Origin of the sequence: Mesorhizobium sp. M0800, from assembly GCF_040320095.1 — a bacterium.
Lineage (GTDB): Bacteria > Pseudomonadota > Alphaproteobacteria > Rhizobiales > Rhizobiaceae > Mesorhizobium.
The window spans coordinates 387,714-412,057 of the sequence record NZ_JAMYOZ010000002.1; the positions used below are offsets into that span (position 1 = coordinate 387,714).

Annotated in this window: 22 protein-coding genes; 7 read left to right on the forward strand and 15 right to left on the reverse strand. The window is 64.0% G+C overall.

Annotated features, from left to right (window positions below):
• Positions 1-6 precede the first annotated feature (6 nt).
• Entirely contained in the window at positions 7-1,743 is a 1,737-nt protein-coding gene (leuA, locus tag NKI18_RS04295; protein ID WP_352456427.1) for a 2-isopropylmalate synthase, read from the reverse strand.
• An 804-nt stretch (positions 1,744-2,547) separates the two neighbouring features.
• Between leuA and NKI18_RS04300 the strand changes: the two genes are divergently transcribed.
• From NKI18_RS04300 to NKI18_RS04315, 4 genes are all read left to right on the forward strand, one after another.
• The gene (locus NKI18_RS04300; RefSeq protein ID WP_352456428.1) at positions 2,548-3,714 is read left to right on the forward strand and encodes an ATP-grasp domain-containing protein; all 1,167 of its coding nucleotides are present in this window, start codon (positions 2,548-2,550) and stop codon (positions 3,712-3,714) included.
• A gap of 4 nt (positions 3,715-3,718) precedes the next feature.
• On the forward strand, positions 3,719-4,495 hold the full coding sequence (locus NKI18_RS04305) for an esterase family protein (protein ID WP_352456429.1): 777 nt from the start codon (positions 3,719-3,721) through the stop codon (positions 4,493-4,495).
• Between the two features lie 18 nt (positions 4,496-4,513).
• Positions 4,514-4,828, forward strand: a complete 315-nt coding sequence (locus NKI18_RS04310; protein WP_352456430.1) for a nuclear transport factor 2 family protein — start codon at positions 4,514-4,516, stop codon at positions 4,826-4,828.
• Between the two features lie 194 nt (positions 4,829-5,022).
• A complete protein-coding gene (locus NKI18_RS04315; RefSeq protein ID WP_352456431.1) occupies positions 5,023-6,099 on the forward strand; it encodes a siderophore-interacting protein in 1,077 nt (358 codons plus the stop codon).
• Between the two features lie 20 nt (positions 6,100-6,119).
• On the opposite strand, the gene NKI18_RS04320 is transcribed toward NKI18_RS04315, so the two are convergent.
• From NKI18_RS04320 to NKI18_RS04345, 6 genes are all read right to left on the reverse strand, one after another.
• Positions 6,120-7,334, reverse strand: a complete 1,215-nt coding sequence (locus NKI18_RS04320; RefSeq protein WP_352615490.1) for an MFS transporter — start codon at positions 7,332-7,334, stop codon at positions 6,120-6,122.
• Positions 7,334-9,421 (reverse strand): TonB-dependent siderophore receptor, encoded by a 2,088-nt coding sequence (locus NKI18_RS04325; protein ID WP_352615491.1) that lies wholly within the window; start codon positions 9,419-9,421, stop codon positions 7,334-7,336. The genes NKI18_RS04320 and NKI18_RS04325 overlap by 1 nt, the downstream gene beginning before the upstream one ends.
• A gap of 183 nt (positions 9,422-9,604) precedes the next feature.
• Positions 9,605-10,693 (reverse strand): AbrB family transcriptional regulator, encoded by a 1,089-nt coding sequence (locus NKI18_RS04330; RefSeq protein ID WP_352615493.1) that lies wholly within the window; start codon positions 10,691-10,693, stop codon positions 9,605-9,607.
• Positions 10,694-10,962: 269 nt separating this feature from the next.
• On the reverse strand, positions 10,963-11,271 hold the full coding sequence (locus NKI18_RS04335) for a putative quinol monooxygenase (RefSeq protein WP_023679530.1): 309 nt from the start codon (positions 11,269-11,271) through the stop codon (positions 10,963-10,965).
• Between the two features lie 49 nt (positions 11,272-11,320).
• On the reverse strand, positions 11,321-12,118 hold the full coding sequence (locus NKI18_RS04340; RefSeq protein WP_352450552.1) for an SDR family NAD(P)-dependent oxidoreductase: 798 nt from the start codon (positions 12,116-12,118) through the stop codon (positions 11,321-11,323).
• Between the two features lie 171 nt (positions 12,119-12,289).
• Entirely contained in the window at positions 12,290-12,748 is a 459-nt protein-coding gene (locus tag NKI18_RS04345; protein ID WP_352615495.1) for a DsrE family protein, read from the reverse strand.
• 101 nt (positions 12,749-12,849) lie between these two features.
• Here NKI18_RS04345 and NKI18_RS04350 point away from each other — a divergent pair, with 101 nt between their 5' ends.
• Complete coding sequence (locus NKI18_RS04350; protein ID WP_353018920.1) at positions 12,850-13,938, forward strand: hypothetical protein; 1,089 nt, start codon at positions 12,850-12,852, stop codon at positions 13,936-13,938.
• A gap of 228 nt (positions 13,939-14,166) precedes the next feature.
• Here the strand turns inward: NKI18_RS04350 and NKI18_RS04355 are convergent, their stop codons facing one another.
• Positions 14,167-15,096 (reverse strand): cation diffusion facilitator family transporter, encoded by a 930-nt coding sequence (locus NKI18_RS04355; protein WP_502900651.1) that lies wholly within the window; start codon positions 15,094-15,096, stop codon positions 14,167-14,169.
• A 32-nt stretch (positions 15,097-15,128) separates the two neighbouring features.
• Positions 15,129-17,318, reverse strand: a complete 2,190-nt coding sequence (locus tag NKI18_RS04360; RefSeq protein WP_352615499.1) for an anthranilate synthase — start codon at positions 17,316-17,318, stop codon at positions 15,129-15,131.
• A gap of 320 nt (positions 17,319-17,638) precedes the next feature.
• On the opposite strand from NKI18_RS04360, the gene NKI18_RS04365 reads away from it, so the two are divergent.
• Entirely contained in the window at positions 17,639-18,409 is a 771-nt protein-coding gene (locus tag NKI18_RS04365; protein WP_352615501.1) for an isocitrate lyase/PEP mutase family protein, read from the forward strand.
• A 14-nt stretch (positions 18,410-18,423) separates the two neighbouring features.
• On the opposite strand, the gene NKI18_RS04370 is transcribed toward NKI18_RS04365, so the two are convergent.
• The 3 genes from NKI18_RS04370 to NKI18_RS04380 all read right to left on the reverse strand — a co-directional run bounded on the left by NKI18_RS04370 (position 18,424) and on the right by NKI18_RS04380 (position 21,409).
• Complete coding sequence (locus NKI18_RS04370) at positions 18,424-19,473, reverse strand: M14 family metallopeptidase (RefSeq protein WP_352615503.1); 1,050 nt, start codon at positions 19,471-19,473, stop codon at positions 18,424-18,426.
• A 101-nt stretch (positions 19,474-19,574) separates the two neighbouring features.
• A complete protein-coding gene (locus NKI18_RS04375) occupies positions 19,575-20,951 on the reverse strand; it encodes an FAD-containing oxidoreductase (protein ID WP_352615505.1) in 1,377 nt (458 codons plus the stop codon).
• Positions 20,948-21,409: a DUF4126 domain-containing protein gene (locus NKI18_RS04380; RefSeq protein ID WP_352456441.1), complete on the reverse strand. Its 462-nt coding sequence runs from the start codon at positions 21,407-21,409 to the stop codon at positions 20,948-20,950. Before NKI18_RS04380 ends, NKI18_RS04375 begins: the two co-directional genes overlap by 4 nt.
• A gap of 147 nt (positions 21,410-21,556) precedes the next feature.
• Here NKI18_RS04380 and NKI18_RS04385 point away from each other — a divergent pair, with 147 nt between their 5' ends.
• Positions 21,557-22,114: a sugar O-acetyltransferase gene (locus NKI18_RS04385; protein ID WP_352456442.1), complete on the forward strand. Its 558-nt coding sequence runs from the start codon at positions 21,557-21,559 to the stop codon at positions 22,112-22,114.
• A gap of 58 nt (positions 22,115-22,172) precedes the next feature.
• On the opposite strand, the gene NKI18_RS04390 is transcribed toward NKI18_RS04385, so the two are convergent.
• The 3 genes from NKI18_RS04390 to NKI18_RS04400 form a co-directional block, all read right to left on the reverse strand.
• Complete coding sequence (locus tag NKI18_RS04390) at positions 22,173-22,682, reverse strand: RES family NAD+ phosphorylase (protein WP_352456443.1); 510 nt, start codon at positions 22,680-22,682, stop codon at positions 22,173-22,175.
• Complete coding sequence (gene parS, locus NKI18_RS04395; RefSeq protein WP_352638288.1) at positions 22,679-23,158, reverse strand: type II RES/Xre toxin-antitoxin system antitoxin; 480 nt, start codon at positions 23,156-23,158, stop codon at positions 22,679-22,681. Before parS ends, NKI18_RS04390 begins: the two co-directional genes overlap by 4 nt.
• A 187-nt stretch (positions 23,159-23,345) precedes the next feature.
• Positions 23,346-24,335 (reverse strand): helix-turn-helix domain-containing protein, encoded by a 990-nt coding sequence (locus NKI18_RS04400; RefSeq protein WP_352456444.1) that lies wholly within the window; start codon positions 24,333-24,335, stop codon positions 23,346-23,348.
• Between the last annotated feature and the right edge of the window lie 9 nt (positions 24,336-24,344).

Here is a 24,344-nt window from a genome sequence, read left to right on the forward strand (position 1 = left end):
TTTCGGCTAGCCGCGCTTTCGACCGACGATGCGGTTGGCGGCCGAAACCACGGCTTCTAGCGAGGCGGCGACGATGTTGGTGTTGATGCCGGCGCCGAACAGCTTGCCGCCCGGATGTTCCATCTCGACATAGGAAATGGCCGAGGCATTCGAGCCGCGCTGCATGGAATGCTCGGAATAATCCAGCACCGACATCGGCACCCCGACATGGCGCGACAGCGCATCGACGAAGCCGTCGATCGGGCCGGTGCCGGTGCCTGATATGGTCACCTCCTTGCCTTTGTCGAGGATCACCGCTTCGACCACACGCCGGCCCTTGACCTCGGTGTCGGGGTAGGTGTGGTGGTCGAGGAACTTCAGCCGCGCGCCGGGCTGGTCGACATAGGTGTCGAGAAAGCGCTCGTAGATGCGCTTGACCGGCACCTCCTTGCCTTCGGCGTCGGTGATCGCCTGGATAGCCTGGCTGAACTCGATCTGCAGGTTGCGCGGCAGGTTGAGGCCGTAATCCGCATGCAGCACATAGGCGATGCCGCCCTTGCCGGACTGCGAGTTGATGCGGATGATGGCTTCATAGCTGCGGCCGACATCGGCCGGGTCGATCGGCAGATAGGGCACCTCCCAGTGCGGCGTGTTGGCCTTGCGCAGCGCCTTCATGCCCTTGTTGATGGCATCCTGGTGCGAGCCGGAAAAGGCGGTGTAGACGAGCTCGCCGACATAGGGATGGCGTTCGGGGATCTTCAGCTGGTTGGAGTATTCGTAGACGTCCTTCATGCGGTTGATGTCGGAGCAGTCGAGCCCGGGATCGACGCCTTGCGTGTACATGTTGAGCGCCAGCGTGACGATGTCGACATTGCCGGTGCGCTCGCCGTTGCCGAACAGGGTGCCTTCGACGCGGTCGGCGCCCGCCATCAGGCCGAGTTCGGTGGTGGCGATGCCGGTGCCGCGGTCATTGTGCGGATGCAGCGAGATCAACAGGTTCTCGCGATTGTCGAGGTTGCGGCACATCCATTCAATGCGGTCGGCATAGATGTTGGGCGTCGACATCTCGACCGTGGAGGGCAGGTTGATGATCAGCTTGTTCTCCGCCGTCGGCTTGACGATCTCGGTGACGGCGTTGCAGATCTCCAGCGCCACGTCGAGCTCGGTGCCGGTAAAGCTCTCCGGCGAATATTCGAAACGGTAGCCGCCGCCGGCCTTGGCCGCCATGTCGGTGATCATCTTGGCCGCATCTGTGGCGATGCGCTTGATGCCGGCGACGTCCTTCTCGAAGACGACGCGGCGCTGCAATTCGCTGGTCGAGTTGTAGAAATGGACGATCGGGTTGGTGGCGCCCTTCAGCGCCTCGAAAGTGCGGGTGATCAGTTCGGGCCGGCACTGCACCAGCACCTGCAGCGAGACGTCGGCGGGCACGTTGCCTTGTTCGATGCACCAGCGGGCGAAATCGAAGTCGGTCTGCGAGGCCGACGGGAAGCCGATCTCGATCTCCTTGAAGCCCATGTCGAGCAGCAGGGCGAACATGCGCGCCTTGCGTTCCTGGCCCATCGGATCGATCAGCGCCTGGTTGCCGTCGCGCAGGTCGACCGAGCACCAGATCGGCGCCTTGTCGATCACTTTCGAAGGCCAGGTGCGATCGGCGAGGCCGACGGTCGGATAGGGCTGGTATTTCCGGGCGGCGTCCGGCATGCCCCTCGCGGGCTTGGCGGTTTCCTCTACATTCAGACGGATATCTTCTCGTGCGTTCATCGTCTTTTCTCCCGGCGGCTCGCGGATCCAGCTTCAGGCGGATTGGTGGCGAGCGGCGCCTTTACCAGAATTTCGTTCGCTTGATGTGACGTGCCAATTTGGCCAAGGAGCGTGCGCGTGAGCGGCGAATTCGACCGCCGGGCGCTCCTTCAGCGAACCCGGCGATCGCCGATAAGGCCGAGAAGCAGCAGGGTGGAGGCAAGCGCGCGAACGGTCTGGCCGGCAATGCCGGTCGGACGGGACGCAAAAGAGGTGGCGCGCGGGCTCATGGCGGTTTTCATACAGGAGCGGGCAAAGCGAGGCAAGTGGGAGCCTCGCTGTCGCAGAAGCTGCCGATCCAGCCTCAAGACCTGGGTTCCTCGCCGTCGCGAAACGGGGGAGAGGTGGCCGCCCACGGGTCTTGCCTTCGGCAAGCCCGAGGACAGGCTCCGCGGCCGGAGAGAGGGCCTTCGTAGGGCGCAGTCCCCTCTCCGTCTCGGCTTCGCCGAGCCACCTCTCCCCATTTTCGTGGGGCGAGGAACCCAAGCTGCAATGAAGGCGCGGCGCCGACATGAAAGCGATTTTTGCTGATTATAGCAACTTTGTTCTTGCTTTGTGCCGGCAGCTATGCTACTAATTTGGGTATGGTGCTGATTGGCGCCGAGGACCCGCCGTCGAGGCGGGTTTTTTATTTCACGGTTTTGGCGTCACCTTTCGCGGACCCAGCCGCTCACCTGATCCAGTTGCTCTTCCCCGAGCCCGGCAAATGCGCCAGAGTCGATTGTCGGCGGGGGTACGATGGCTCGCCGCCGGGAGGGATCGTCCATGAACTTCGTGTTCTTCTCGCCGCATTTTCCGGCCAATGGCGCCGATTTCTGCGACCGGCTGAAGAAGGCCGGCGCCACCGTGCTCGGCATTGGCGACGCGCCGTTCGATGCGCTGGACGGCAAATTGAAGGCAGCCCTTTCGGAATATTACCGCATCGACGACATGGAGGAGTACGAGCCGGTGTTCCGGGCGATCGGCCATTTCATCCACAAATGGGGCCGCATCGACCGGTTCGAATCGCTCAACGAGCATTGGCTGGAGCTGGAAGCCAATATCCGCACCGACTTCAACATCTTCGGCACCAAGCTCGACTTCGTGAAGAATTTGAAACGCAAGAGCCGCATGCGGGCGTTCTTCCGCAAGAGCGGCGTCGAAACCATCCCGCAACGCAAGTGCTCCGACCGCGCCGGCGCCATGACCTTCATCCGCCGTGTCGGCTATCCCGTGGTGGTGAAGCCGGATTCCGGCTCCGGCGCCTCGAACACTTTCAAAATCTCCAACGCCGGCGAACTCGACAGGTTCTTCAGGGACAAGCCGGAAGGCGTCAGCTTCGTCATGGAGCAATTCATCGAAGGACTGGTGGTGACCTATGACGGGCTGGTCAACCGTGACGGCGAGGTGGTGCTGGCCGCCAGCCACCGCTACGACCAGAGCGTCATGGAGGTGGTCAACCGCGACCGCCATATGAGCTATGTCTGTTTTCCCGAGATCAGCCGGGCGGTCGAGGAGGCCGGCAGGAAAATCCTCAAGGCGTTCGACGTGCGCGAGCGCTTCTTCCACATCGAGCTGTTCGAAACCAGGGACGACAGGGTCATCGCGCTGGAGGTCAACATGCGGCCGCCTGGCGCCTGGATGACCGATGCCATCAATTACACCTTCGATATCGATGTCTATGCCGCATGGGCCGACATGGTGGTCAAGGACGCCGCCGGCGGCCCTTACAAGGGCAAGTATTTCACCGCCTATGCCAGCCGCAAGCGGCATCTCAACTATGTGCACAGCCATGCCGACGTGCTGGCCGCCCATGGCGACATGATCGTCCATCATCACGCCATCGAGGAGGTTTTCAGCCGCGCCATGGGAAACTACGCCTATCAGCTGCGCTCCACCGACCCGAAGGCGCTGCGCCGGGCGGTCGACTACATCCATGCGGAAAAGGCGTGAGGCGATGGACGTTTCCTACCACAAGGGTTTTGGCTGCAACCTCGGCCGCGACATGGAATACAAGCGCTACGGCCATGCCGGCCGACCCGTGGTTGTGTTCCCGACTTCGCAAGGGCGGTTCTACCAGTTCGAGGATTCCGGCGCCGTCTCGGCTCTCGCCGAGTTCGTCGACACCGGTCGCATCCAGTTGTTCACGCTGGACGGCATCGATGCGGAATCCTTCTTCGACCGCCATGCCGAGCCGGCCCATCGCATCGCCCGGCATGAAGCGTATTTCCGCTATGTGCGCGAAGAGGCGCTGCCGGAACTCCTGTCTGTCGCGGCCGAGGCCAATGGCGGGCGTACGCTGAAGCCGCTGTTTTGCGGCTGCTCGATGGGCGGCTATCATTCGTCGAATTTCGTCTTCCGCTTTCCGGAACTGGCCAGCGGCGTCATCGCGCTGTCGGGGGTTTATTCGACCCACGATTTCTTCGGCAGCGCGCTCGACGGACAGATTTTCTTCAACTCGCCGCTCGACTACCTGCCGGGTATCGTCGATCCGGGGCTGCTTGGCCGGCTGAAGGCGCTGCGGCTGATCTTCTGCTGCGGGCAGGGTGCCTGGGAGGAACGGATGCTGGCCGATACGCAGGCGCTGGAACAGATCCTGCGTGACAAGTCGATTCCGGCCTGGGTCGACTACTGGGGCGGCGATGTCGCCCATGAATGGCCGTGGTGGCACAAGCAACTGGTCTATTTCTTCGCCCGCTGGCTGGACGACGATCTGATGCACCGGCTGGATTAGGCCACCTGGAGGAAGGAAATGACCACGCCCGATGCCATCCGCCGCTTTGTCGAAGCTACCAACGCCGGCGACACCAAAGCTTTCCTCGAGACGTTCACGCCCGATGCCTTCCTGAGCGACTGGGGCCGGTCGTTCAAGGGCCGCGAGCAGATTGCGCGCTGGAACCAGTCGGACAATATCGGCGTGCAGTCCAAACTTAGCATCATTCGTATCGAACCGGCGGGCGAGACCTATCACGTCCGCATTGCCGTCACAGGCAACGGCTTCGACGGCGAGGGCGACATGGCGTTCACCCTGGACGGCGACCGCATCTCAAGCCTGGTGATCAGCTGAAGGATATTTTGAAGGCCCTTTAGGCCACCTCGCCGACACGGCCGCCGTTGCTCGCGCGGGACTCATTGGCTTGATGCAAAAACATGACTCTCTTTATCATCTTTTAGTGGAAACGCCAGGCCGGCTGTGGCATGCCGCAAAGGCGCCGACGTCTAGGGCGATCTCGAATTCAAACGGCATCGAAAGGCTGAGCGATGGAGCAATTGCGTGCGCAAACCCGGATCAGCGGTGCCGCCATCCGGTCGGTGATGGACAGGCTGCGCGCCGAGCACGGCGAATCCGAGATCGCTACCGGCCTTGCCGATCATTGGGAATTTCGCACGCATTACGGTTCGTTGAAGGCGACGCTCGGTGACGACAGCGTGCTGATTAGCGTCGCGGCCGAGGATCAGACCTGCCTGTCCTACATGAAGATGGCGGTCGCGGGCCATTTTTCGCAACATCTCGGCACGACCAGGGGCATCGCCTGGCAGGGCGACGGCAGCGACGCCGGTACGCCGGTGTTCTTCCGCGAGATCACGGTGCTGTCCTCGACGCGGATTTCTCCGCATATGCAGCGCGTCCGCTTCACCGGCAACGATCTCGGCCGCTTTGGCCGTGGCGGCCTGCATGTGCGGCTGCTGCTGCCGCCGCGCGGCAGGCTGCCTGTGTGGCCGTCGATGGGCGCCGACGGCCTGATGGTCTGGCCGTCGGGCGAGGACGCGCTCGTCGTGCGGGTCTACACGATCCGGGCACTGGACGCCGCAAGCGGCTGGCTGGATGTCGATTTCGTCCTCCACCCCGGTATGGATACGCCGGCGGCCGCTTTCGCCGAAAAGGCAGTTGCCGGCGAGATCATCGGCATGATCGGACCGGGCGGAGGTGGCGTGCCCGAGGCGCAAAACCTGCTGCTGCTCGGCGACGACACCGCGCTTCCGGCGATCGGCAGGATTCTGGAGCAGCTTTCGCCGTCAGCCCGCGCCGAAGCGTTCATCGAGGTCGACGGCCCGGACGACCGGATCGCGCTGGCCGCGGGCGAGACCGTTGCCGTCACCTGGCTCTATCGGCATGGGCGCGAGGCCGGCACAGCCAGGCTGTTACCGGGGGTGCTGCAGCAGCGGAACCGCACCGCCCTTATCGACAATCTCTATGTCTGGGCCGGATGCGAGTTCGGTGATTTCCGCGAGATCCGCAGGATCGTCCGCAAGGAATGGGGTGTGCCGCGCGACCGGCACCTGGTCACCGCCTACTGGCGCCGCGGGACGCAAGCGGCGGACGGCGGCGAAGAATAGTGCGCGACGATGCTCCGCGGTCAGCGGCGGTCGGATACGAAGGCAATCGCCGGCACCGCCAGCAGCGCGACGAGGCCGGCGCCTGCGAAGAACGCGCCATAGCCGAAATACTTCGCCGCGTAGCCGGCCGCGATCCCGCCGGCCATGCTCATCAGTGCGTCCATGCACTGGAACAGCGTGAAGTCGACGCCCGCCTGTCTTGGATCTGACCAGCGCATGAACTGCGCGTAAAGCGCGACGAAACCGAGAGCCATGAAGCCGGACGAGCTGAGCACCGCGACGGCCATCAAAGCGGTGGTCGAGAAGCCACCAAGAAAATCGAAGACCGAAAAGAAGAACAGCGATCCGGCCTGCAGGAAAAGCGCCAGGACGAGCACGTTGCGCGGGCCGAACCATTTGACGAGAGCGCCGCCGGCGAGTGCGGCAGCCAGGCCGACGAACATGCTGCCGACGCCGTTGACAAGCCCGACCATCGAGAGGTCGAGCCCGGCGTCGATCAGGAATGGTCCGAGCATGGCGAGCGCCGCCTTCTGGGCCAGGACATAGATGGCCGACGCTGCCAGGCCGCGCCGAATTTCGGGACGCTTCAACGCGTCGAGGAGGCTGGGAACATGCTCGCGCGTCTCCTCGCGCGCGCGGTTGGCCACGCCGAGCAGGAAGGGAAGGCCGAGCGGCAGGAGCAGCAAGGCCATCGCCCAAACGGCGATGCGCCAGCCATAAGCGTCGACCAGAAGCAGAAACAGGCCGGCGCCGATGGCCGAGCCGAGATAGGCGCCGCCGACCTGCGCGGCATTGCCCCAGCCGTAGTTTTCCTTCGCCAGGCTCTGCACGGCGAAACCATCGCAGGCAATGTCGACGGTCGAGGCGGCGAAGGCGACGACGGTCAGGCAGGCCAGAACCGGCCACCAGGCCTCCGGGCCGAGCGCGCCGACGGCCCACAGCCCGGCGATGGACACGAGCCCACCGGCGGCGACGATCGCGCCGGTGCGGTTCTTGCCGACCGGCGGCAGCCGATAGCGCTCGACGGCCGGCGCCCATAGAAACTTGAGCGCCCATGGCAGCGCGATCAGCGAAACCAGGCCGATCCGGTCGAGCGGCAGGCCCTGGTCGCGCATCACCGCCGGCAGGCCCGCCCAGGTGATGCCGCCGATCACACTCTGCGCGACGTAGAGCCCGCCGATCGCCAGGACGATCGCGACAGGCGTCGATGCCCGGCTGGAAACGGCGATCGACATCAGAAGCGGTAGCGCAGGCTAGCGAACAGCGAGCGGCCCTCGTCGCGGTAGCAATAGCCGGCCGAGCAGATGGATTTTTGAGTGTCGAACAGGTTCTTGGCGTTGACCTGCAGCTTCACGCCCTCGAGCTTGGGGTTGCGGTAGCCGAAATCATAGGAGAGCGAGGCGTCGACGAAGGCGCGCGCGTCGTTCTTGAAGGTGTTGGTGTCGTCGCCATAGCTCGAGCCGGCAACGCGAACGCCGCTGCCTAGCCCGAGCCCCCGCAGCGTCCCGCTCTCGAACTGGTATTGGCTCCAGAGCGACAGGATGTGATTTGGCGTTGCCGACAGTTCCTTGCCTGCGGTTCCCGTGGCGCCGCGTTCGATTTTCACGCGCAGATAGGTGTAAGAGGCGAGTATGCTGAGGCCGTTGTCGAGCGAGGCGCTGGCTTCCAGTTCGACGCCGCGCGAGTTCAGGTCGAGCTGGCGCTGCTTGTTGATGCCGGTCGAGGCGTCGAAGACGACGCCGTCCTTCTGGTCGATGTCGAACAGAGCGGCGCTGACGGCGGCGTTGTAATCGGCAAACTCGTATTTGACGCCGATTTCCTTCTGCGTCGCAATCGTCGGACGGGCGACGCGACCGACAGGGCTGCTGACATCGTCATAGACGAAGCCGATATTGGGCGAGAACGACGTCGAATAGTTGATATAGGGCGTGATGCCCCATTCGGTCTGGTAAGACAGGCCGAGCCGGCCGGAAAGGGCACTGTCGTCCTGCTTGGACTTGGTGAAGTCGGCGGCGGTCGAGGTGGTGTCGGCCCAGTCGTAGCGACCGCTGGCGAACAGGGTGAAATCGTTCCACTCCATCTGGTCATGCAGATAGGCGCCGAGCTGGTTCATCTCCTGCCCGTCATAGTAAGGAACCGGAGCAGCCTTGATGTCGTCGACGGAGACATAGGAGATACCGCTGCCGGCGTCATAATTAGACCAGGCGTAGTCGATGCCGGCTACCGCGGTGTGCCTGACCTGGCCGGTATCGAATTCGAACTGCGCCATGTTGTCGACGACGAAGTTCTTCATGGTCTCGGTGTAGTGGCCCCAGTAGCGTTTCAGATCCGGGCCGTCCGGGTAATGGCCGCTGTACTCGATGTCGCTGTCGACGGCGCTGTAGCGAAGGTTCTGCCGGACGGTCAGCACGTCGTTGAAACGGTGCTCGAACTCGTAACCGATACGGCCCTGGGTCTGGTCGAAGTCGTTCCAGGCGGGATCGCCCTCATAAAGGTCCGTCAGAGCGCCGCCCGAATTGTAGAAGGCAGCGGTGCCGCCGGTGACGGATTTCGAATATTCGCCGAGGATGGTCAGCTTGGTGTCCTCATCCGGCTTGAAGGTGACTGCCGGCGCCAGATAGATCTTGTCGTCGGGATAACCGACCAGGTCGGTGTCGCTGGTGCGGCCGAGGCTGGTGAAGCGATAGAGAATGCTGCCGTCTTCGTTCACCGGGCCGGAAGCGTCGAGTGCGGCCTGGAAGCGATTGTGCTCGCCGAGCAGCATTTCGACCTCGCGGAACTGTTCTTCCTTGGGGCGCTTGGTGACCAGATTGACGATGCCGCCCGGACCGCTGATGCCGTAAAGCGAGGAGGCCGGACCCTTCAGGATGGTGACGCCTTCGATGCCGTAGGGCTCGGTCTTGAACCAGGCCGAGGGGCCGTTGTACTGGCGCAGCCCGTCGCGGAACATGCCGTTGTAAAAGGCCTGGAAGCCGCGCAGGAAGAAGGCATCGTAGCGGGTGTCGAAGCCGAAGCTGTTCGGATTGGCACTTGCGACATAGCCGAGCGATTCGTTCAGCGTGCGTGGCTTCTGGTCCTCGATCTGCTTTTGCGTCACAACCGAAACGGCTTGCGGAATCTTGACCATCGGCGTGTCGGTCTTGGTGCCGATGCGGTCCTTCTTGGCGACGTAGCCGTCTTGCACGAGGATCTCGTCGCTCTCGGCATCGACCTCGATCTTGTTGAGAACGGTGACGCCGCCCTGGTCCTGGGCGTGAGCCGGCCCGGACAGGTCGAGCAGGGCCATGCTGCCCGGCAATGATAACCCCAGGAGCCATGTCATCGTCCGTTTCCGCATCAACTCGTCTCCACTCTTCCCGTACATTGACGGAAGGGGCTCTCAAATCTGAGTATTTGAGTCAAGTTATTTTTTGAGCTCGTGCGGGTGCTGGCCCGATACGGTCGGCGACAGCAAAGTGCGACCGGTTTCAGGAAAACCGGCTGCGAATCAGGGAGAGGCAAGCTGCTATGGTTTGAGGCTTCTCGCCACCAGCCGCGCCACGCTTGGGCCGACCAGAAGCACGATCAGGAAGCGTGCCGATTGCAGCGCCATGACGAAGGATATGTCGACATGCTGCGCGGCGGCGGCGATGATGGCGACGCTGTCCATGCCGCCGGGGCTGGTCGCCAGATAGGCGGTCAGCGGATCGATGCCGAGCAGGCGGCTGATCAGGAAGGCTAGGCCGCCGCAAAAGACGATCAGGGCAATGATCGAGCCGACGATCTGCGGCAGCGCGCGGGCCGCGTGGCGCAAAATGGCCCTGGTGAAATTCAGGCCGATGCTCCAGCCGACCATCGTATAGCTCAAGGCAAGCAGCCAGGGTGGCAACTGCATGGTCACGCCGAGTCCGAGATGGATCACGGTGCCGAAAATGAAGGTGCCGAGGAAAAACGGCGACGGCAGCCGGAAAAGCTTTCCGGCGAGGCCGCCGACCAGCGCCACGCCGAATGTTGCGGCCAAGCCTTGCGGGTCGACCGGTGGGAACCAGACGATGGCCGGCACCTCGATGCCTGAGGTGTCGACCCAAAGCTTGGCCACCAGGGCTGCCGTCATCGAGACGCAGATGACGCGCAGATAAAGCATGAAGGCGACGAGGCGCTGGTCGGCGCCGAAGGCACCGGCCATCAGCACCATGGCGGTGGCGGCGCCCGGCGACGAGCCCCAGACCGCGGTGGTGCCGGGCAGGATGCGCCAGCGGCTGATCAGCCAGCCGAGCAGGCTGGATGCCGCGACCGTCGCCATCACGACGCCAAGGAACAGCGGCCATTCCTTGTAGAAGACGGGAAAGATATCGGCCGAGATGGAACTGGCGACCAGGCAGCCGACGACCGCCTGGGCTGAGCCGAACAGAACCCGCGGCACGCGCACCGTGGCGCCGTTGGTGCCGGCAGCGATGGCCGCCAGCATCGGTCCGATCAAGAGCGCGGCGGGCAGGGCGGCGAGTTCCAGCGCGCCGGCAAACAGCACCGAGACCACCACCAGGACCGGCCACTGCCAAGCCTTGTGGATCCGCGCCAGGTGCTCGATGGCCGGCGGGTTCGGGGAAGAATCCATAGATGGGCTCTTAGACCGGTCGCGAAAAAATGCGAACCCTTTTTGCGCGGAAAAGGGCTTGGGTGGTAATGGCACCAACCATCCGCAGCGATCCTTCGCGCCCCCCTCTGTCCTGCCGGACATCTCCCCCTCAAGTGGGGAGATTGGATGTCACGTCGGCCTTCGCCAATCTCCAAAAAAGAGCGCTGTCGGCGAAGCTGCCAATCTCCCCACTTGAGGGGGAGATGGCCGGCAGGCCAGAGGGGGGCGCTGTCCCGCCGGCCTCTCCTCTATCCCGCCTTCGCCGCCGCCAACCCGAACCCGCCAACAGGATGCGTCTCCACCTGGAACTCGAAGCCGGCGATGATCGGCCGTGCCTTGGCGATTGCCGCCTGGACTTCGGGCAGCTGCAGCGAAGCCTTGTGGCTTTCGGCGTCGGTCCACACTTCGGTCACCCAGATCGCGTCGGCATCGGCCGGGTCGGTGGCGATGATGTAGTTCAGGCAGCCGGGCATGGCGCCGGTGCTGGCGAGCAGGATATCCATCATTGCGTCACGCTGGCCGCGCATCGCCCGCATCTTGCCGATCAGTCCGTACATTCGCTTTGCTCCGTTGAGATGACGCAACCAGGAGTATGCAGTTCGCCGTCTACGGCATCAACTGCCCGCCATTCACCTCGATCACCTGGCCGGTGATGTAGCCGCTCAACAGATCGGAGGAGAGGAACAGATAGGCGCCAACGCAGTCCTCGGCGGTGCCGGCGCGGCCCTGCGGGATGGTGGCGATCATGCCTTTCATCTGGTCGTCGGTCGAGTAGCGCTCGTGGAAAGGTGTCGCGATCGTGCCGGGCGCCACCGCGTTGACGCGGATGTTGAAACCGATCAGCTCCTTGGCCATGCCGCGCGTGACGTTGGAGACGAAGGCCTTGGCCGAGCCGTACAGGCCGGCGCCGCCGCCGGCGCCGTTGCGCGCGGCGATCGAGGAGGTGTTGACGATGAAGCCACCCTGCCGCTTCAGCCATGGGATTGCCTTGCGCGAAGCTGTCAGCACGGAACGCGCGTTGAGGTCCATCACCGCGTCGTAATGCGCCTCGGTCTGCTCGGCATAGGCCACGCGGCCGAGCATGCCGCCGGCATTGTTGACGAGGCCGTCGAGCCGGCCGAAATGTTGCGCACTGTCCTCGACGACGCGCTCGACATCGGCGGGGATCGAGAAATCGCCCTGGGCGAGGAACACGTCGCCGCCGCCGTTGCGAATGGTCGCTGCAAGGTTTTCGGCAGCCGCGCGGCTCGAATTGTAATGCAGCGCGACGCGGCATTTCTGCGCGGCGTAGGCGAGTGCGAGCGCCGCGCCGATGCCGGTCGAGGCGCCGGTGACCAGCACCGCCTTTCCGGCAAGGTCGGGGATGACCAGAGAGGGGCTGACAAGGGTGGTGGTGGCTGGCACGTCTATTCCTCCGGGGACTCTGCCTGCTCTTCGTAGGCCCTCGCAGTCCTCGCGTTCAAGTCCGTAAAAGTTTAGAGCGGTTCACCGTTTCACGGAAACGGCGAACCGCTCCCTCTTTGTCTTGACGCAATTCCGGACGGAAAACCGTTTCACACTTTTCCTGGAATTGCCCTATGGCCTGAGATAGGCATAGCCCTGGCGTTGCAATTCGGCGAGCTTGACGACGCCGCCCCTGTCGGCTGCATGGAAGCCGTCGAGCAGGTCGGCCAGGCCGATATCCATGCCGTGCATGGTGTTGGCGCAAGCGTGCGGGCTGAGCCCATCCTGGACAAGGCCGGCGAACCGCCCGGAAATGGCGGCCGATATGCCCTTCGACTTGAAGGCGGCAAGTGCCGGGCCGTGCACGACAAGCGCGATGTCGACCTTGCCGTCGGTGCCTTCGAAGTGGTTCTTGATGTTGCCGAGCACGAAATTGACCTTGTCGAGGTCGCTGAGGTGATAGGCGACCTTTTGCCTTTCCTCTTCGGCAGCCGCCGGCTTGACTTCACTAGCTGCGGCCTTGGTGGGGCGCAGCCCGAAAAGCCCCACGGCCCCGGCAAGACCGACGCGGAAAATATCGCGGCGTCGCATGGCTTCATCTCCCATTTATCCGGCCGGCGCAAATTGCGTGGCCTCGGCCTCGATCCTAACATAAGTTGACGCCACGTCTTGTCGGGGCAGGGGGAGCCAGCATGATATCAAGGACCGTGATGGGCGCCGGAGTTGGGGTTGCCTTGCTTGCCGCCGTCGCCGGTGCTGCTTTCGCCGACGACACGCTCAAACTCACCGAGCTCAGCCCCGACGGCAAGGACGCTTGCTTCGGCCGCGTCTACGACGCCGCGCATCTCAAGTCGCATCCGCAGCAGAAGGTGGCGCGCATCTTCTTCAATTACGGCCGCGATCCGGTCAGCCGACCAAACGAGGAGCCAAGCACCGGCATCGATTCCTCCTACAATGGCTTCATGGCGACGACGGTACGCGGCGCCGAGGCGCCGGAATGGCTCGGCGGCTGGTGCAGTCATGAGTCGGAGGACGGCAAGACCGGCCCGATCCGCTGCGGCATGGACTGCGATCGCACCATGGCTTCGCTGAAGGTCGACGACAAAGGCCGGCTGATCGTCTCGGACGTGCAGCCCGATCTCTATCTCGACGCCGGATCGGAAGACGAGCTCGGCAAGGCGGAATACGAAAGGCAGGCGCTGGGCAAGGACGACAACGGCTTCAGGCTCGACCCGATGCCGGCCGCCACCTGCAAGGCGGAGTTCGCGCGCATCGACCCGATCGACCCGGCCCTTGGCCCGCCATTGCGCGAGCGGCTGAAGCCGGACCAGCCCTTCTGCTACGGACGCGACTACGATGCCGCGCATCTCGGCTCGCATCCCGACCAGCTGACCCAGTCGATCAGGGTGTTCCGCGGACCGGTCGAGCTGGCGTCTTTCGCCAAGGAGGGCGATCCGGCCAATTGGCCAAGCGGCGCCGATATCGCCGTTTCGGTTACCACGCGGCAGAAATCGGCCAAGGTCACGCAGGTCTACAACTGCCAGGGCGAGGGCGACCAATGGCGCTGCGCGGCGAGCGCGAAGACGGGTGCTGCCTCCTGCGATATCGCGCAACAGGAGGTCTTCCTTCGCCGCGGCGCCAACGGCACGATGATGCTGGCCAACCCGAACAGCGGCCTGCCGATCATCGATCTGTGCTCGAAAGCGGCCGAAGGCGACACCAGCTCCGACGACAAGGTCTACCGGCTGGAGCCGATGCCGCAGGCTGCCTGCGGGCTGTAGCAGTTCAGAGACGCGATGCCGGCGAGACAGCACCCCTCTCTGTCCTGCCGGACATCTCCCCCTCAAGGGGGAGATCGGCAGCTTCACCGACAGCGTTCTTCTTTGAAGATTGGCGAAAGCCAAAGCGACATCCAATCTCCACCCTTGAGGGGGAGATGTCCGGCAGGACAGAGGGGGGTGCTGTCCCGCCGACCTCAAGGTTTTGGATGGCGGCGTCCCGCTATCGCCTCACGCGAACGGCACGGCCGTCGTGCCTTTGGGCAGTTTCGCTTCGTCGTCGGGTTCGACATGGATGATGACCCGCACGGAAGGGATCTCGGCCTGCAGCGCGTCTTCGATGCGGTCGCAGATGACGTGGCTGGCGCCGACCGACATGTCGGCGTCGACGACCAGGTGGAACTCGATGAAGGTGGCGCGGCCGGCGATGCGCGTCTTCAGGTCGTGGACCTCGAGCGCGCCCTTGCAATTGGCCGAGATGATGTCGCGTATGCGGATGTGTTCCTGGGTGTCGACGCCGCGGTCCATCAGCCCGTTCATCGACGAGCCGATGACGTGCCAGCCCTGCCACAGGATGTTCAGCGCCACGATCACCGCAAGAGCCGGATCGAGAACCTGCCAGCCGGTCAGTACGGCGCCGACCAGGCCGATGAACACACCGACCGAGGTCGCCACGTCGGTCATGATGTGCCTGCCGTCGGCAACGAGAGCCGGCGATTTTTCGCTTCGGCCGGTGCGGATCAGCGTCATGGCCCAGACGGCGTTGATGACCGTTGCGACGCCATTGACGGCAAGGCCGGTCCATGGCTTTTCCAGCAGGGCGGGATGCTGCCAAGACCACCAGACCTCATTGAGGATCAGCAAGGCGGCAAGCACGATCAGCACGCCTTCGAGGACGGCCGAGAAATACTCGGCCTTGTGGTGGCCGAACGGATGGTCCTGGTCGGCTGGCTTGTAGCTGACCTGGATCGCCCAATAGGCGGCGGCAGAGGCAATGACGTTGACGATCGATTCCAGCGCGTCCGAATAAAGCGCGACCGAACCGGTGACGTACCAGGCCACCAGCTTCAGGCCGAGCACGACGCAGGCGACGACGATCGACCAGAAGGCGAGGCTGGCGACCTTCTGCCTGGCGGCGGCTTTGATTTCCGCCGCGGTCACTGGGGAAAAGATCCCAACACTGAGCCCTCGAACTAAGCGGCCTTTTCCTTGGCCTTGCGCGGCAGGTGCGCGACGATGTTCTCGATGATGCGCATGCCGGCATTGTGGCCGAGCGTCATGATCGATTCCGGGTGGAACTGCACTGCGGCGATCGGCTCCTTGCGGTGCTCGAAGGCCATGATGATGCCGTCCTCGGTCTCGGCGGTGACGACAAAACCATCGGGCAGCCGTACCGGATCGGCAAAGATCGAATGATAGCGGCCGACCGTCACCTCCTTGGGCAGGCCGGAGAAGATGATGCCCGGCTTCGACACGCGGATGCGCGACGGCTTGCCATGCATCGGGATGTGCAGTTGGCGCAGCTCGCCGCCATAGGCCTCGGCCAGCGCCTGCAGCCCGAGGCAGACGCCGAAGATCGGCAGGTCGCGCGCACGGGCCCGCTTGATGGTGGCGGCGCAGTCGAAGTCCTTCGGCGTGCCGGGGCCGGGCGACAGCACCACCAGGTTTGGCTTCAGCCGGTCGAAGATCTCGTCCGGCACCGGCGTGCGCACCGTCGAGACGTTGGCGCCGGTCTGGCGGAAATAGTTGGCGAGCGTATGGACGAAACTGTCCTCGTGGTCGACCAGCAGGATGTTGACGCCGTCGCCGACACGCGCGGTGCTGCGTTCGGTGCTGGCGGCATTGCCTGATTTGGCGTCGCGGATGGCGGAGAGCATGGCGGATGCCTTCAGTTCGGTTTCGGCTTCTTCTTCCTCGGGAATGCTGTCGAAGAGCAGCGTGGCGCCGGCGCGCACCTCGGCGATGCCGTCCTTGATGCGAATGGTGCGAAGCGTCAGGCCGGTGTTCATGTCACCGTTGAAATTGACCATGCCGATCGCCCCGCCATACCAGGCGCGCGGGCTCTTCTCGTTCTGCTCGATGAAGCGCATGGCCCATAATTTCGGCGCGCCAGTGACGGTGACCGCCCAGGCATGCGACAGAAAGGCGTCGAAGGCGTCCATGCCTTCGCGCAGCCGCCCCTCGATGTGGTCGACGGTGTGGATCAGGCGGGAGTACATTTCGATCTGGCGGCGGCCGATGACGCGCACCGAGCCCGGCTCGCAGACCCTCGACTTGTCGTTGCGGTCGACGTCCGAGCACATGGTGAGTTCGGATTCGTCCTTCTTCGAATTGAGCAGCTTCAGGATCTGCTCGCTGTCGGAGATGGCGTCGTCGCCGCGCTTGATGGTACCGGAGATCGGGCAGGTCTCGACGCGGCGGCCGTTGACGCGCACGAACATTTCCGGCGAGGCGCCGATCAGATATTCGCCCTCGCCGAGATTGATGAAGAAGGAATAGGGCGAAGGGTTGATGCTCTTCAGCTTGCGGGAAATCTCGGAGGGCTGGGTTTCGCAGCGTTCGTAGAACATCTGCCCCGGCACCACTTCGAACAGGTCGCCGCGCTCGAAGCTCTTCATCGCCTTGCGCACCAGCTTGGCATATTCGCCGGGCTCGTGGTCGCCGCGCGGCGGGATGCGGTCGGCGGTCCTGAACGGCTCGACGATTTCGTCGCGCGGCAGGCCTTCGGTCGAGAAGCCACCGCCGGAATAGTCGTAGCGGTCGGTCCAGGCCTTGGTCGAATAGTGGTCGACGACGAGGATCTCGTCGGGCAGGAACAGCACGAGATCGCGCTGGCTTGGCTTGCGCTCGAGCTTGTAGTCGACCGGATCGAACTGGAAGGCGAGGTCGTAGCCGAAGGCGCCATAGAGGCCGAGATTGGCGTCTTCCTCGGTCTTGAACAAAGCCGTGATGGCGCGCAGCACGGTGAAGACGGAGGGAACGCGGCTGCGTTCCTCTTCAGTGAAGATACGATCGGGCTTGGCGACCTCGAGGCGGATGAGTTTGTTGGACGTCTCGGCGATCGTGACATCGTCAAGGCCGGCAAGCACCGTGCCGATCACCGGCAAAAGCACGTCGCCGCGGCGGTTCAGCGCCTCGATGCGCATGGCGCGGCCGCGTGCCGAGATCACCACCGGCGGATCGATGATGGCGGTGTCCCAGCGCGTATAGCGGCCGGGATATTCGTAATTCGAGGAAAACACGGCGCCGCGGCGCGAATTCAGGCCATCGACATAGCCGTCGATCGCCCCCTCGTAAGGCCGGTCATGGCGCTGGCGGGTAATCGCCACGCCACCCGCGGTGACGAAGCGCTCGGCGCCATTCTCCAGAATTTTCGTCGTCATTGCCGTCTCCATCAGCGTCTTTGGGGCAACGGACCCGGGAATGGCTTGAAAAAACAAATGGCCGCCCGGACATTCCGCTGCGGCCACCCTCTATTGTCACGCGAACGCGTTCGAACAGGCCGCTGTCAGCGAGCCCACCACCAAATGGTCTTGATCGAACGCATATTCATGGCGAAATCCATAGCCGCGAAAAGCGGTATGCGCAACAGGTTTGAAAGTCTGTGGGGTGGCTGCCGCTTTCGCAACCCATGGCACATGGCCAAGACCGGCAGTCCTGCCTAGACTCTGCATCAAACAGCAGGAAGACGGGAAAACATCAAATGACCCAGCAGTTCGACCGCGCACGGACGTTCCATTCCCTCCATGTCAAGGGAAACCCGATTGTCCTCTACAATGCCTGGGACCCAGGCTCCGCCAAGGTCATCGAGAAAGCAGGGGCCAAGGCCATCGCCACCGGAAGCTGGCCGGTCGCGGCCGCTTTCGGATTCGCCGATGGCGAGAAAATCCCGTTGGAACTGGCGCTCGAAAACATCAAACGCATCGTTGCGGCGGTGGATGTGCCGGTAACCATGGACCTCGAGGGGGGTTACGGGGTCGCTCCGGAGGTTGTCGCCCGCAGCGTGACGCTCGCCGTGCAGGCTGGAGCCGTCGGCTTTAATTTCGAGGATCAGATCGTCGGCGGCAGTGGGCTGCACGACATCGCCATACAGGTGAGGCGGATCGAAGCGGCTGCAGCGGCGGTGAAGACGTCGGGTATTCCGGCCTTCATTAACACCCGAACCGACATTTTCCTGAAGACTAAACCGAATGCGCACGACAAGGCTCTTCTCGATCAGGCGATCGAGCGGGCGCACGCCTACGAAAGGGCCGGAGCGCATGGCTTCTTTGCGCCGGGGCTTGCCGATGAAGGCCTGATCGAGGCGCTCTGCGAGGCAACGGCATTGCCGGTCAACATCATTGCCCTGGCGCATGTGCCGCCGCGCCAGAGGCTTGCCGAACTCGGCGTCGCCCGCGTGAGCCATGGTCCGGTGCCGTACCGGCAGATGGCCGAATGGCTGGAGGCCAAGGCGCGACAGGCGATTTCGGGGTAGCCTGGCGGGGTGCGTCAGTCCTCCAGCGTTCCCGACCTTGCATCGGCGCTCGTCCCGTCGCCGACCAGCTTCAAGAGGTCTTCGCCGGCGCGGATGATGCGGCGGGAACGCCGCGTCAGGATGAGGCCCGCCTGCGGCGCCAACACTTCCGTGCGGCCGTCGGGCTCGCCCGGCGCGTGGACGATGGTGGCAAGGCGCGCACCCTTGGTGACGCGGTCGCCCGGCTTTACGTCGTAAAGGATCGCGCCCGAGCGGGGCGCCGGCATCATCTCGATGTTTTCGAGCGGCGCGACGAGCCCAACGAAGCTGCCAGGCGCGGGCAGCGCCTGATCCTGGATTACGTCGCGCGCCACCAGCAGCCGGTAGAGCCCTTCGGCATCGGCGCCGGCGAGGGCGCCGTCGACATCGAGTATGCCGCGATATTCGACGGTGGTGGCGACGCGCCGGTCGAGGCACGCGACGTCGGCGGGAACGTTCTGATACGGCATGATCGAGGCGCCTTCGAAGGTGCCGTCGGGGTCTTCGTCCCACAGCATCACCGCGTCGACGCCCATGGCCGCTGCACAATCCGCCATGGCCGGCCACAGGCTGGTGTGGACGTAGAGATAGGCGAGGCCCTCATCGTCGCAATGCAGGTCGAGCACGATGTCGTGGCCGATGGAGAGCTGCAGCAGCCGCGTTTTCAGCCGCTGGTCGACCGTGCCGTGCGCCGGCAGCAGCGTGAGGTCGGGCGCGGCGAGCCGCGGAAAGCCGCGATTGAAATTGGTGCGCGTGCCCAGATGAAAGCGGCCCTGATGGTCGCCGTAAAGATATTGCGCGCGGCCGATCGGATTAGCCCAGGGCACGATGGTCATATTGCCGGTGATGCGGCCTTCGGCTTCCGCCTTGCTGAGCATCGGCATCAGCGTGTCGATGGCGACGACGCCCGGCAATTCGCCGGCATGAAGTGCCGCCTGCAGATAGACGGAAGGCGCCGTCTTGTCCGTTCCGGCGAAGCGGAAGACGGGGAATTCGTAGGAAACGCCTTCGCTGTCGCCGGCGACGCGTTCGATGGACTTCTGCATGGGATGCCTCCGGGAGAAGAGGCGGAACACATGCCCTTTTGCCGCTGGGCTGTCGATTGGTCCAGCCGCTGCCGCCATGGGCGCACGATTCTACCCGGCCGTCACACCAGCGGCTTGAGTTCCTGGGCGATGGTCGGCAGAAGCTCCGAGACATTCGGGTGGATGTGCACGGCGCGCGCCAGCGTGCTGACCGGCGCCTTGGCATACATCAGGTCGAGCACGCAGTGCACCGCCTCGTCGCCGCCCGGGCCGAGCACCGAACAGCCGAGGATCTCCTTGGTGTCGGCATCGACCAGGATCTTCATGAAGCCTTGCGTCTCACCTTTTTCGACTGCACGGCTGACGCGGGTCATTGGCCGCTGGCCGACCAAGGCGCGGCGGCCGGATTTCCTTACCGCGGCTTCGGTCATGCCGCAGCGGCCGAGTGGTGGGTCGATATAGAGCGCATAGGCCTCGATGCGGTCGCTGACCTTGCGCGGATCGTTGTCGAGCAGGTTGGCGGCGACGATCTCGTAATCGTTGTACGAGGTGTGGGTGAAGGCGCCCTTGCCGTTGCAGTCGCCCATCGCCCAGATGCCGGGCACGCTGGTGCGCAACTGGTCGTCGACGACGATGAAGCCGCGTTTGTCGACCTCGACGCCGGCTTTGTCGAGGCCGAGATCGTCGGTGTTTGGCGTGCGGCCGAGCGCCAGCAGCACATGCGAGCCGACCGCAGCCGCCTTGCCTGGCGAGAAGGTCACGGCGATTTCGTTGCCTCGCCTGGCGAAGCGGATGTCGTCGGCGCCGAGATGGACGGCAATGGCTTCGTTTTCGAGGATCGACAAAATGGCGTCCGAGACATCCTCGTCCTCGCGACCGATCAGACGCGGGCCTTTTTCGATGACCGTAACTTCGGAACCGAAGCGGCGGAACATCTGCGCGAATTCGAGCGAGACGTAGCTGCCGCCGACAACAATGAGATGGCGCGGCAGCACGTCGAGATCCATCATCGAGGAATTGGTCAGGTAAGAAATGCCGTCGATGCCGGGCAGGTCGGGCACCGAGGCGCGCCCGCCGGTGTTGAGGAATATCTTTTCGGCGCTCAGCAGATCGTCGCCGACGCGCACCGTGTTGGCGCTTACGAAGCGCGCATGGCCGCGATAGAGCGTGCATTTGTCCATGCCGGCAATCCAGTCTTCGAGATTGCCGCGGGCGTCGTTGGAGACCTTGTCCTTGCGCGCCTTGATCGCCTTGTAGTTTACGCCGACGGGACCGGATAGCGTTACCCCGTAATCCGCGGCGGAGCGGGCGAGATGCGTGGCATAGGCGCTTGCCACCATCGTTTTGGTCGGCGTGCAGCCGGTGTTGACGCAAGTGCCGCCGACCAGCTTTCGCTCGATCAGCGCCACGCTCATGCCGGCCGCATTCAGCCTGCCGGCGAGCGGTGGGCCGGCCTGCCCGGCACCGACGATAATGGCGTCGAATGTCTTTGCCGTCATGCCACCGCCGCCACGATCAGAAGCCCGCCGACGATCGCCACCGCGTCCTCGATGAAGGCGGCGGGCGGGTCCTTGCCGAAGGCGGCGGCCAGGCGTTTACGCGCCTCGGCGCCGCCCAGCGTGCCGATCACCGCGCCAACGGCGCCGGCGATCAGGCCGCCGATGGTGGCGCCGCCGGTCGCTCCGATCACCGCGCCGGTGAAAGCGCCCAAGACGATACGCGTGCCGAATTGCTGCGGCACCTTGCGGCTCGGCGCCGAGGGCAGCTGGTCGGTGACCAGTTCGGCGATGGCCAGGATGGTGAAGATGCCGACGGCGATCCAGTGGCCCATGAAGCTCGCCCAGGTGTCCGCGACCGGCAACCAGCCAAGCCAGGCGCCCCAGGCGACGGCGGCGGGCGCGGTCATGGCGCGAAGCCCGGCAACGATGCCAATCAGGAGTGCAAAAATGTACAGCATGATTGATCCCCTCGATGGCCGGCTTGGGACAGGTCCGAGAGAGCAAGCTACCATAGGTCCGGTATTTGACCAGAGGTGGTGTCGCCGCCGGCGCTTCCGTATTTTCACCACTTGTGCTTTGGCAAAGTTGAAACTGGAGTTGCAGCCATGGCCGGAAGCGAACGCATGAAAATGGCGGCGGGCGAGTGGTATTGCTGCCTCGATCCGGAACTGGAGGCGTTGCGCATCACGGCGCGAGACGCGGTGTTCGAGCACAACAGCCTGCCGCCCCGGCAGCGTCGCGACATCGGGCCTGGATTGCGGACGCTGCTCGGCGCTGCGGGCGAGGGCGCCCGGATCGAGGCGCAGTTCCACTGCGCTTATGGGTTCAACATCTTTCTCGGCGACCGCGTTTTTCTCAATGCCGGCTGCATCATTCTCGACACGGCGCCAGTGCGCATCGGTAAGGGAACGCTGCTCGGCCCGAATGTGCAGATCTATTGCGCCGAGCACCACAAGGAGGCTGCCGGGCGACGGGCAGGGCTGGAGATCGCCAAGCCGGTCGAGATCGGCGACAATGCCTGGATCGGCGGCAGTGCCGTCATCCTCGGCGGAGTCAGGATCGGCGATGGCGCCATCGTCGGCGCCGGTGCTGTGGTGACGCGCGACGTGGCGGCGAACACCACGGTGGTCGGCAATCCGGCACGGGTAATCAGCAACAACTGAGCACCGTGCTTCTGTCGCCGGTCACGTCCTCGTTCTGATGGACATGGGGGCGGCTATGTCACTTGGCCGGAGGTGGATGCAACCGTGTGTCGAGCGCAAACGCCTCCTGGGTCTTCATGGCGTATGCCCCTCTGGCGAGGCTCGCGTCGAAGATCAGGTTCCAGCTATGCTGCGATACCGCGCTCGGAATTACCACGAACCGATGCCGTTGCAGAAGATCGTCGCCAAACGCCTGTTGCCCGGAGCTCGGAATGCCCGGGCGCAACCAGTTGGGGTTGGGCACGGCGGCGGGGTCGACGATATGCACATCCGCGACATCGCTGACGATCGCTGCCGTCATGACATGCGCTATCGTGTCGAGCGCCCTGAAGCCCTTATGGACCGCAACCTCGAGGATCGCAGTCGACGGATCGATCGAGCAGTAGACGGCGCGCACGCCCTTGCTGTTCCAGCGTCCGCCCACCCTGTATGCGCCCTCGCCACTATCCCATGTAGGCGCAAACGCGGCTCGATCGAGGCGCCATCCGATGAGGTCGGAGCCACCAAGCGCCGCCGGCAGCGGCGTCATGCATAAACGCCATATTCAAGCCGTTCCAGATAGTCTTCTACAAGCTCGATCCCCGCCGGCGTCGCCAGAAGGTCGATTGGACGACGCTGGTCGAGCCCAATCGCCGGGCGCTCCAGCCATTGCTCTGCCTCCGCCTGCGAACCGAACACGTCGGTCGCTTTCGACAGGATCTCCGCGAACTTCCAGGTGCGTCCGCTCTGGTCCTGACTGAGAGGCTTGGACGGAGCATCCTTGCGGCGCTGGTAGGTGCGCAGGCTCATGCCGACGGCCTTCTCCAGCGAATCGGTCTTCTGGATGAAGACGAGTTGCCCGATAAGATGGTCCAGCGCTGAAGCCGGCAGGCCGTGCAGAAGCAACTCGTGGGCATCCAAAGCGCTGCTGAGGCGCCTTGCCAGAATGCGGCTGCCGCCTAGCAATTTCGCCACCTTCTGAAGTTCATTGTTTTTTGCTGCTGGCGCAGCCTTTTCCAATGCCATCGCCACGGCGAGCCCTCTTCGCGTCATCTGTCGCTTTAATATATGACAGATGACGCAGAGCCTTTCAAGCACGACAGGATCGAGAGCAGGGCAATCGCTTCGAGAGAAAAGATAGCCTACTCGGGCCAGATGGCAGTCCAACGTCGGCACTGAAGCGATTGCCCTGGAATCGAGCGCGAGCCGAATTTCACCTCGGCATGTGCGCCACGCGCTCCTCCTGAGCACTCTTCGAGAATTCGCGCCGGTATTGCGCCGGCGAGGTTCTGAGGCGCGCTGCGAAATGCTGGCGCAGCGAGGTAGCGCTGCCGAAGCCGGCCTCGAAGGCAACCGTGTCCATCGATTTTTCCGTTGCTTCCAGCAGCCGCTGCGCCAGCTGGACGCGCTGGTCGGTCAGCCAGTCGCCGAAACTGGTGCCGATCGTTTTCTGGAAACGGCGCGTGAACGTCCGGCGGGTGAGGCCGGCGAGACCGGCAACGCTGTCCAGACTGTGCGGCTCACCCAGGGTTTTGCGCACCGTTTCGAGAGCCTGGGTAAAGCGGTCCGCATTGCCGGTCCTGGCGATGGGACGTTCGATGAATTGCGCCTGCCCACCCTGCCTATGCGGAGAAAGCACGATCTGCCGGGCAAGGCGAAGTGCCGCCTCGGCGCCGTAACGAGCCCGTACGACGTGCAGGCAGCAGTCGAGCCCGGCGGCGACGCCGGCGGATGTCACGACATCGCCATTGTCGATGTAGAGCACTTCCGGTTCGACGAGAATGTCGGGATAGAGTTCCTGCAGCTGATCCGCGTAGGCCCAGTGCGTCGCCGCTCGCCGCCCCGAAAGCAGTCCGGTCGCCGCAACAGCGAACGTTCCCAAGCACAGTCCGACGATCAGCGCGCCGCGCTCGTGCGCGCCAAGCAACGCGTCGATCAATGCGGCTGGAGGCGAGCTCCCGAGATCCTTCCAGCTTGGCACGATGACGATGTCGGCGTCATCGAGCGCGGAAAGCCCGTGCGGGACGCTGATGGTCAGCCCGGCATCGGTGCGGATCGGCCCGTCCTCAATCGCGCAGACCCGGAAGTCGAAGCGCGGCAGGCCGAGCTCCGTGCGATCCGCGCCGAACACGAGACACGGCACGGAGAGATGAAACGGGCTGATGCCATCGAAGGCGATAGCGGCAACGGCAGGATCGGTCATGGGAGCTCC

What these genes read in the sequence shown, in the direction of transcription:
- leuA (WP_352456427.1), bottom strand. Translation starts at nt 1,743, where the DNA reads ATGAACGCACGAGAAGATATCCGTCTGAATGTAGAGGAAACCGCCAAG.
- NKI18_RS04300 (WP_352456428.1), top strand. Translation starts at nt 2,548, where the DNA reads ATGAACTTCGTGTTCTTCTCGCCGCATTTTCCGGCCAATGGCGCCGAT.
- NKI18_RS04305 (WP_352456429.1), top strand. Translation starts at nt 3,719, where the DNA reads ATGGACGTTTCCTACCACAAGGGTTTTGGCTGCAACCTCGGCCGCGAC.
- NKI18_RS04310 (WP_352456430.1), top strand. Translation starts at nt 4,514, where the DNA reads ATGACCACGCCCGATGCCATCCGCCGCTTTGTCGAAGCTACCAACGCC.
- NKI18_RS04315 (WP_352456431.1), top strand. Translation starts at nt 5,023, where the DNA reads ATGGAGCAATTGCGTGCGCAAACCCGGATCAGCGGTGCCGCCATCCGG.
- NKI18_RS04320 (WP_352615490.1), bottom strand. Translation starts at nt 7,334, where the DNA reads ATGTCGATCGCCGTTTCCAGCCGGGCATCGACGCCTGTCGCGATCGTC.
- NKI18_RS04325 (WP_352615491.1), bottom strand. Translation starts at nt 9,421, where the DNA reads ATGACATGGCTCCTGGGGTTATCATTGCCGGGCAGCATGGCCCTGCTC.
- NKI18_RS04330 (WP_352615493.1), bottom strand. Translation starts at nt 10,693, where the DNA reads ATGGATTCTTCCCCGAACCCGCCGGCCATCGAGCACCTGGCGCGGATC.
- NKI18_RS04335 (WP_023679530.1), bottom strand. Translation starts at nt 11,271, where the DNA reads ATGTACGGACTGATCGGCAAGATGCGGGCGATGCGCGGCCAGCGTGAC.
- NKI18_RS04345 (WP_352615495.1), bottom strand. Translation starts at nt 12,748, where the DNA reads ATGCGACGCCGCGATATTTTCCGCGTCGGTCTTGCCGGGGCCGTGGGG.
- NKI18_RS04350 (WP_353018920.1), top strand. Translation starts at nt 12,850, where the DNA reads ATGATATCAAGGACCGTGATGGGCGCCGGAGTTGGGGTTGCCTTGCTT.
- NKI18_RS04360 (WP_352615499.1), bottom strand. Translation starts at nt 17,318, where the DNA reads ATGACGACGAAAATTCTGGAGAATGGCGCCGAGCGCTTCGTCACCGCG.
- NKI18_RS04365 (WP_352615501.1), top strand. Translation starts at nt 17,639, where the DNA reads ATGACCCAGCAGTTCGACCGCGCACGGACGTTCCATTCCCTCCATGTC.
- NKI18_RS04370 (WP_352615503.1), bottom strand. Translation starts at nt 19,473, where the DNA reads ATGCAGAAGTCCATCGAACGCGTCGCCGGCGACAGCGAAGGCGTTTCC.
- NKI18_RS04375 (WP_352615505.1), bottom strand. Translation starts at nt 20,951, where the DNA reads ATGACGGCAAAGACATTCGACGCCATTATCGTCGGTGCCGGGCAGGCC.
- NKI18_RS04380 (WP_352456441.1), bottom strand. Translation starts at nt 21,409, where the DNA reads ATGCTGTACATTTTTGCACTCCTGATTGGCATCGTTGCCGGGCTTCGC.
- NKI18_RS04385 (WP_352456442.1), top strand. Translation starts at nt 21,557, where the DNA reads ATGGCCGGAAGCGAACGCATGAAAATGGCGGCGGGCGAGTGGTATTGC.
- NKI18_RS04390 (WP_352456443.1), bottom strand. Translation starts at nt 22,682, where the DNA reads ATGACGCCGCTGCCGGCGGCGCTTGGTGGCTCCGACCTCATCGGATGG.
- parS (WP_352638288.1), bottom strand. Translation starts at nt 23,158, where the DNA reads ATGGCATTGGAAAAGGCTGCGCCAGCAGCAAAAAACAATGAACTTCAG.
- NKI18_RS04400 (WP_352456444.1), bottom strand. Translation starts at nt 24,335, where the DNA reads ATGACCGATCCTGCCGTTGCCGCTATCGCCTTCGATGGCATCAGCCCG.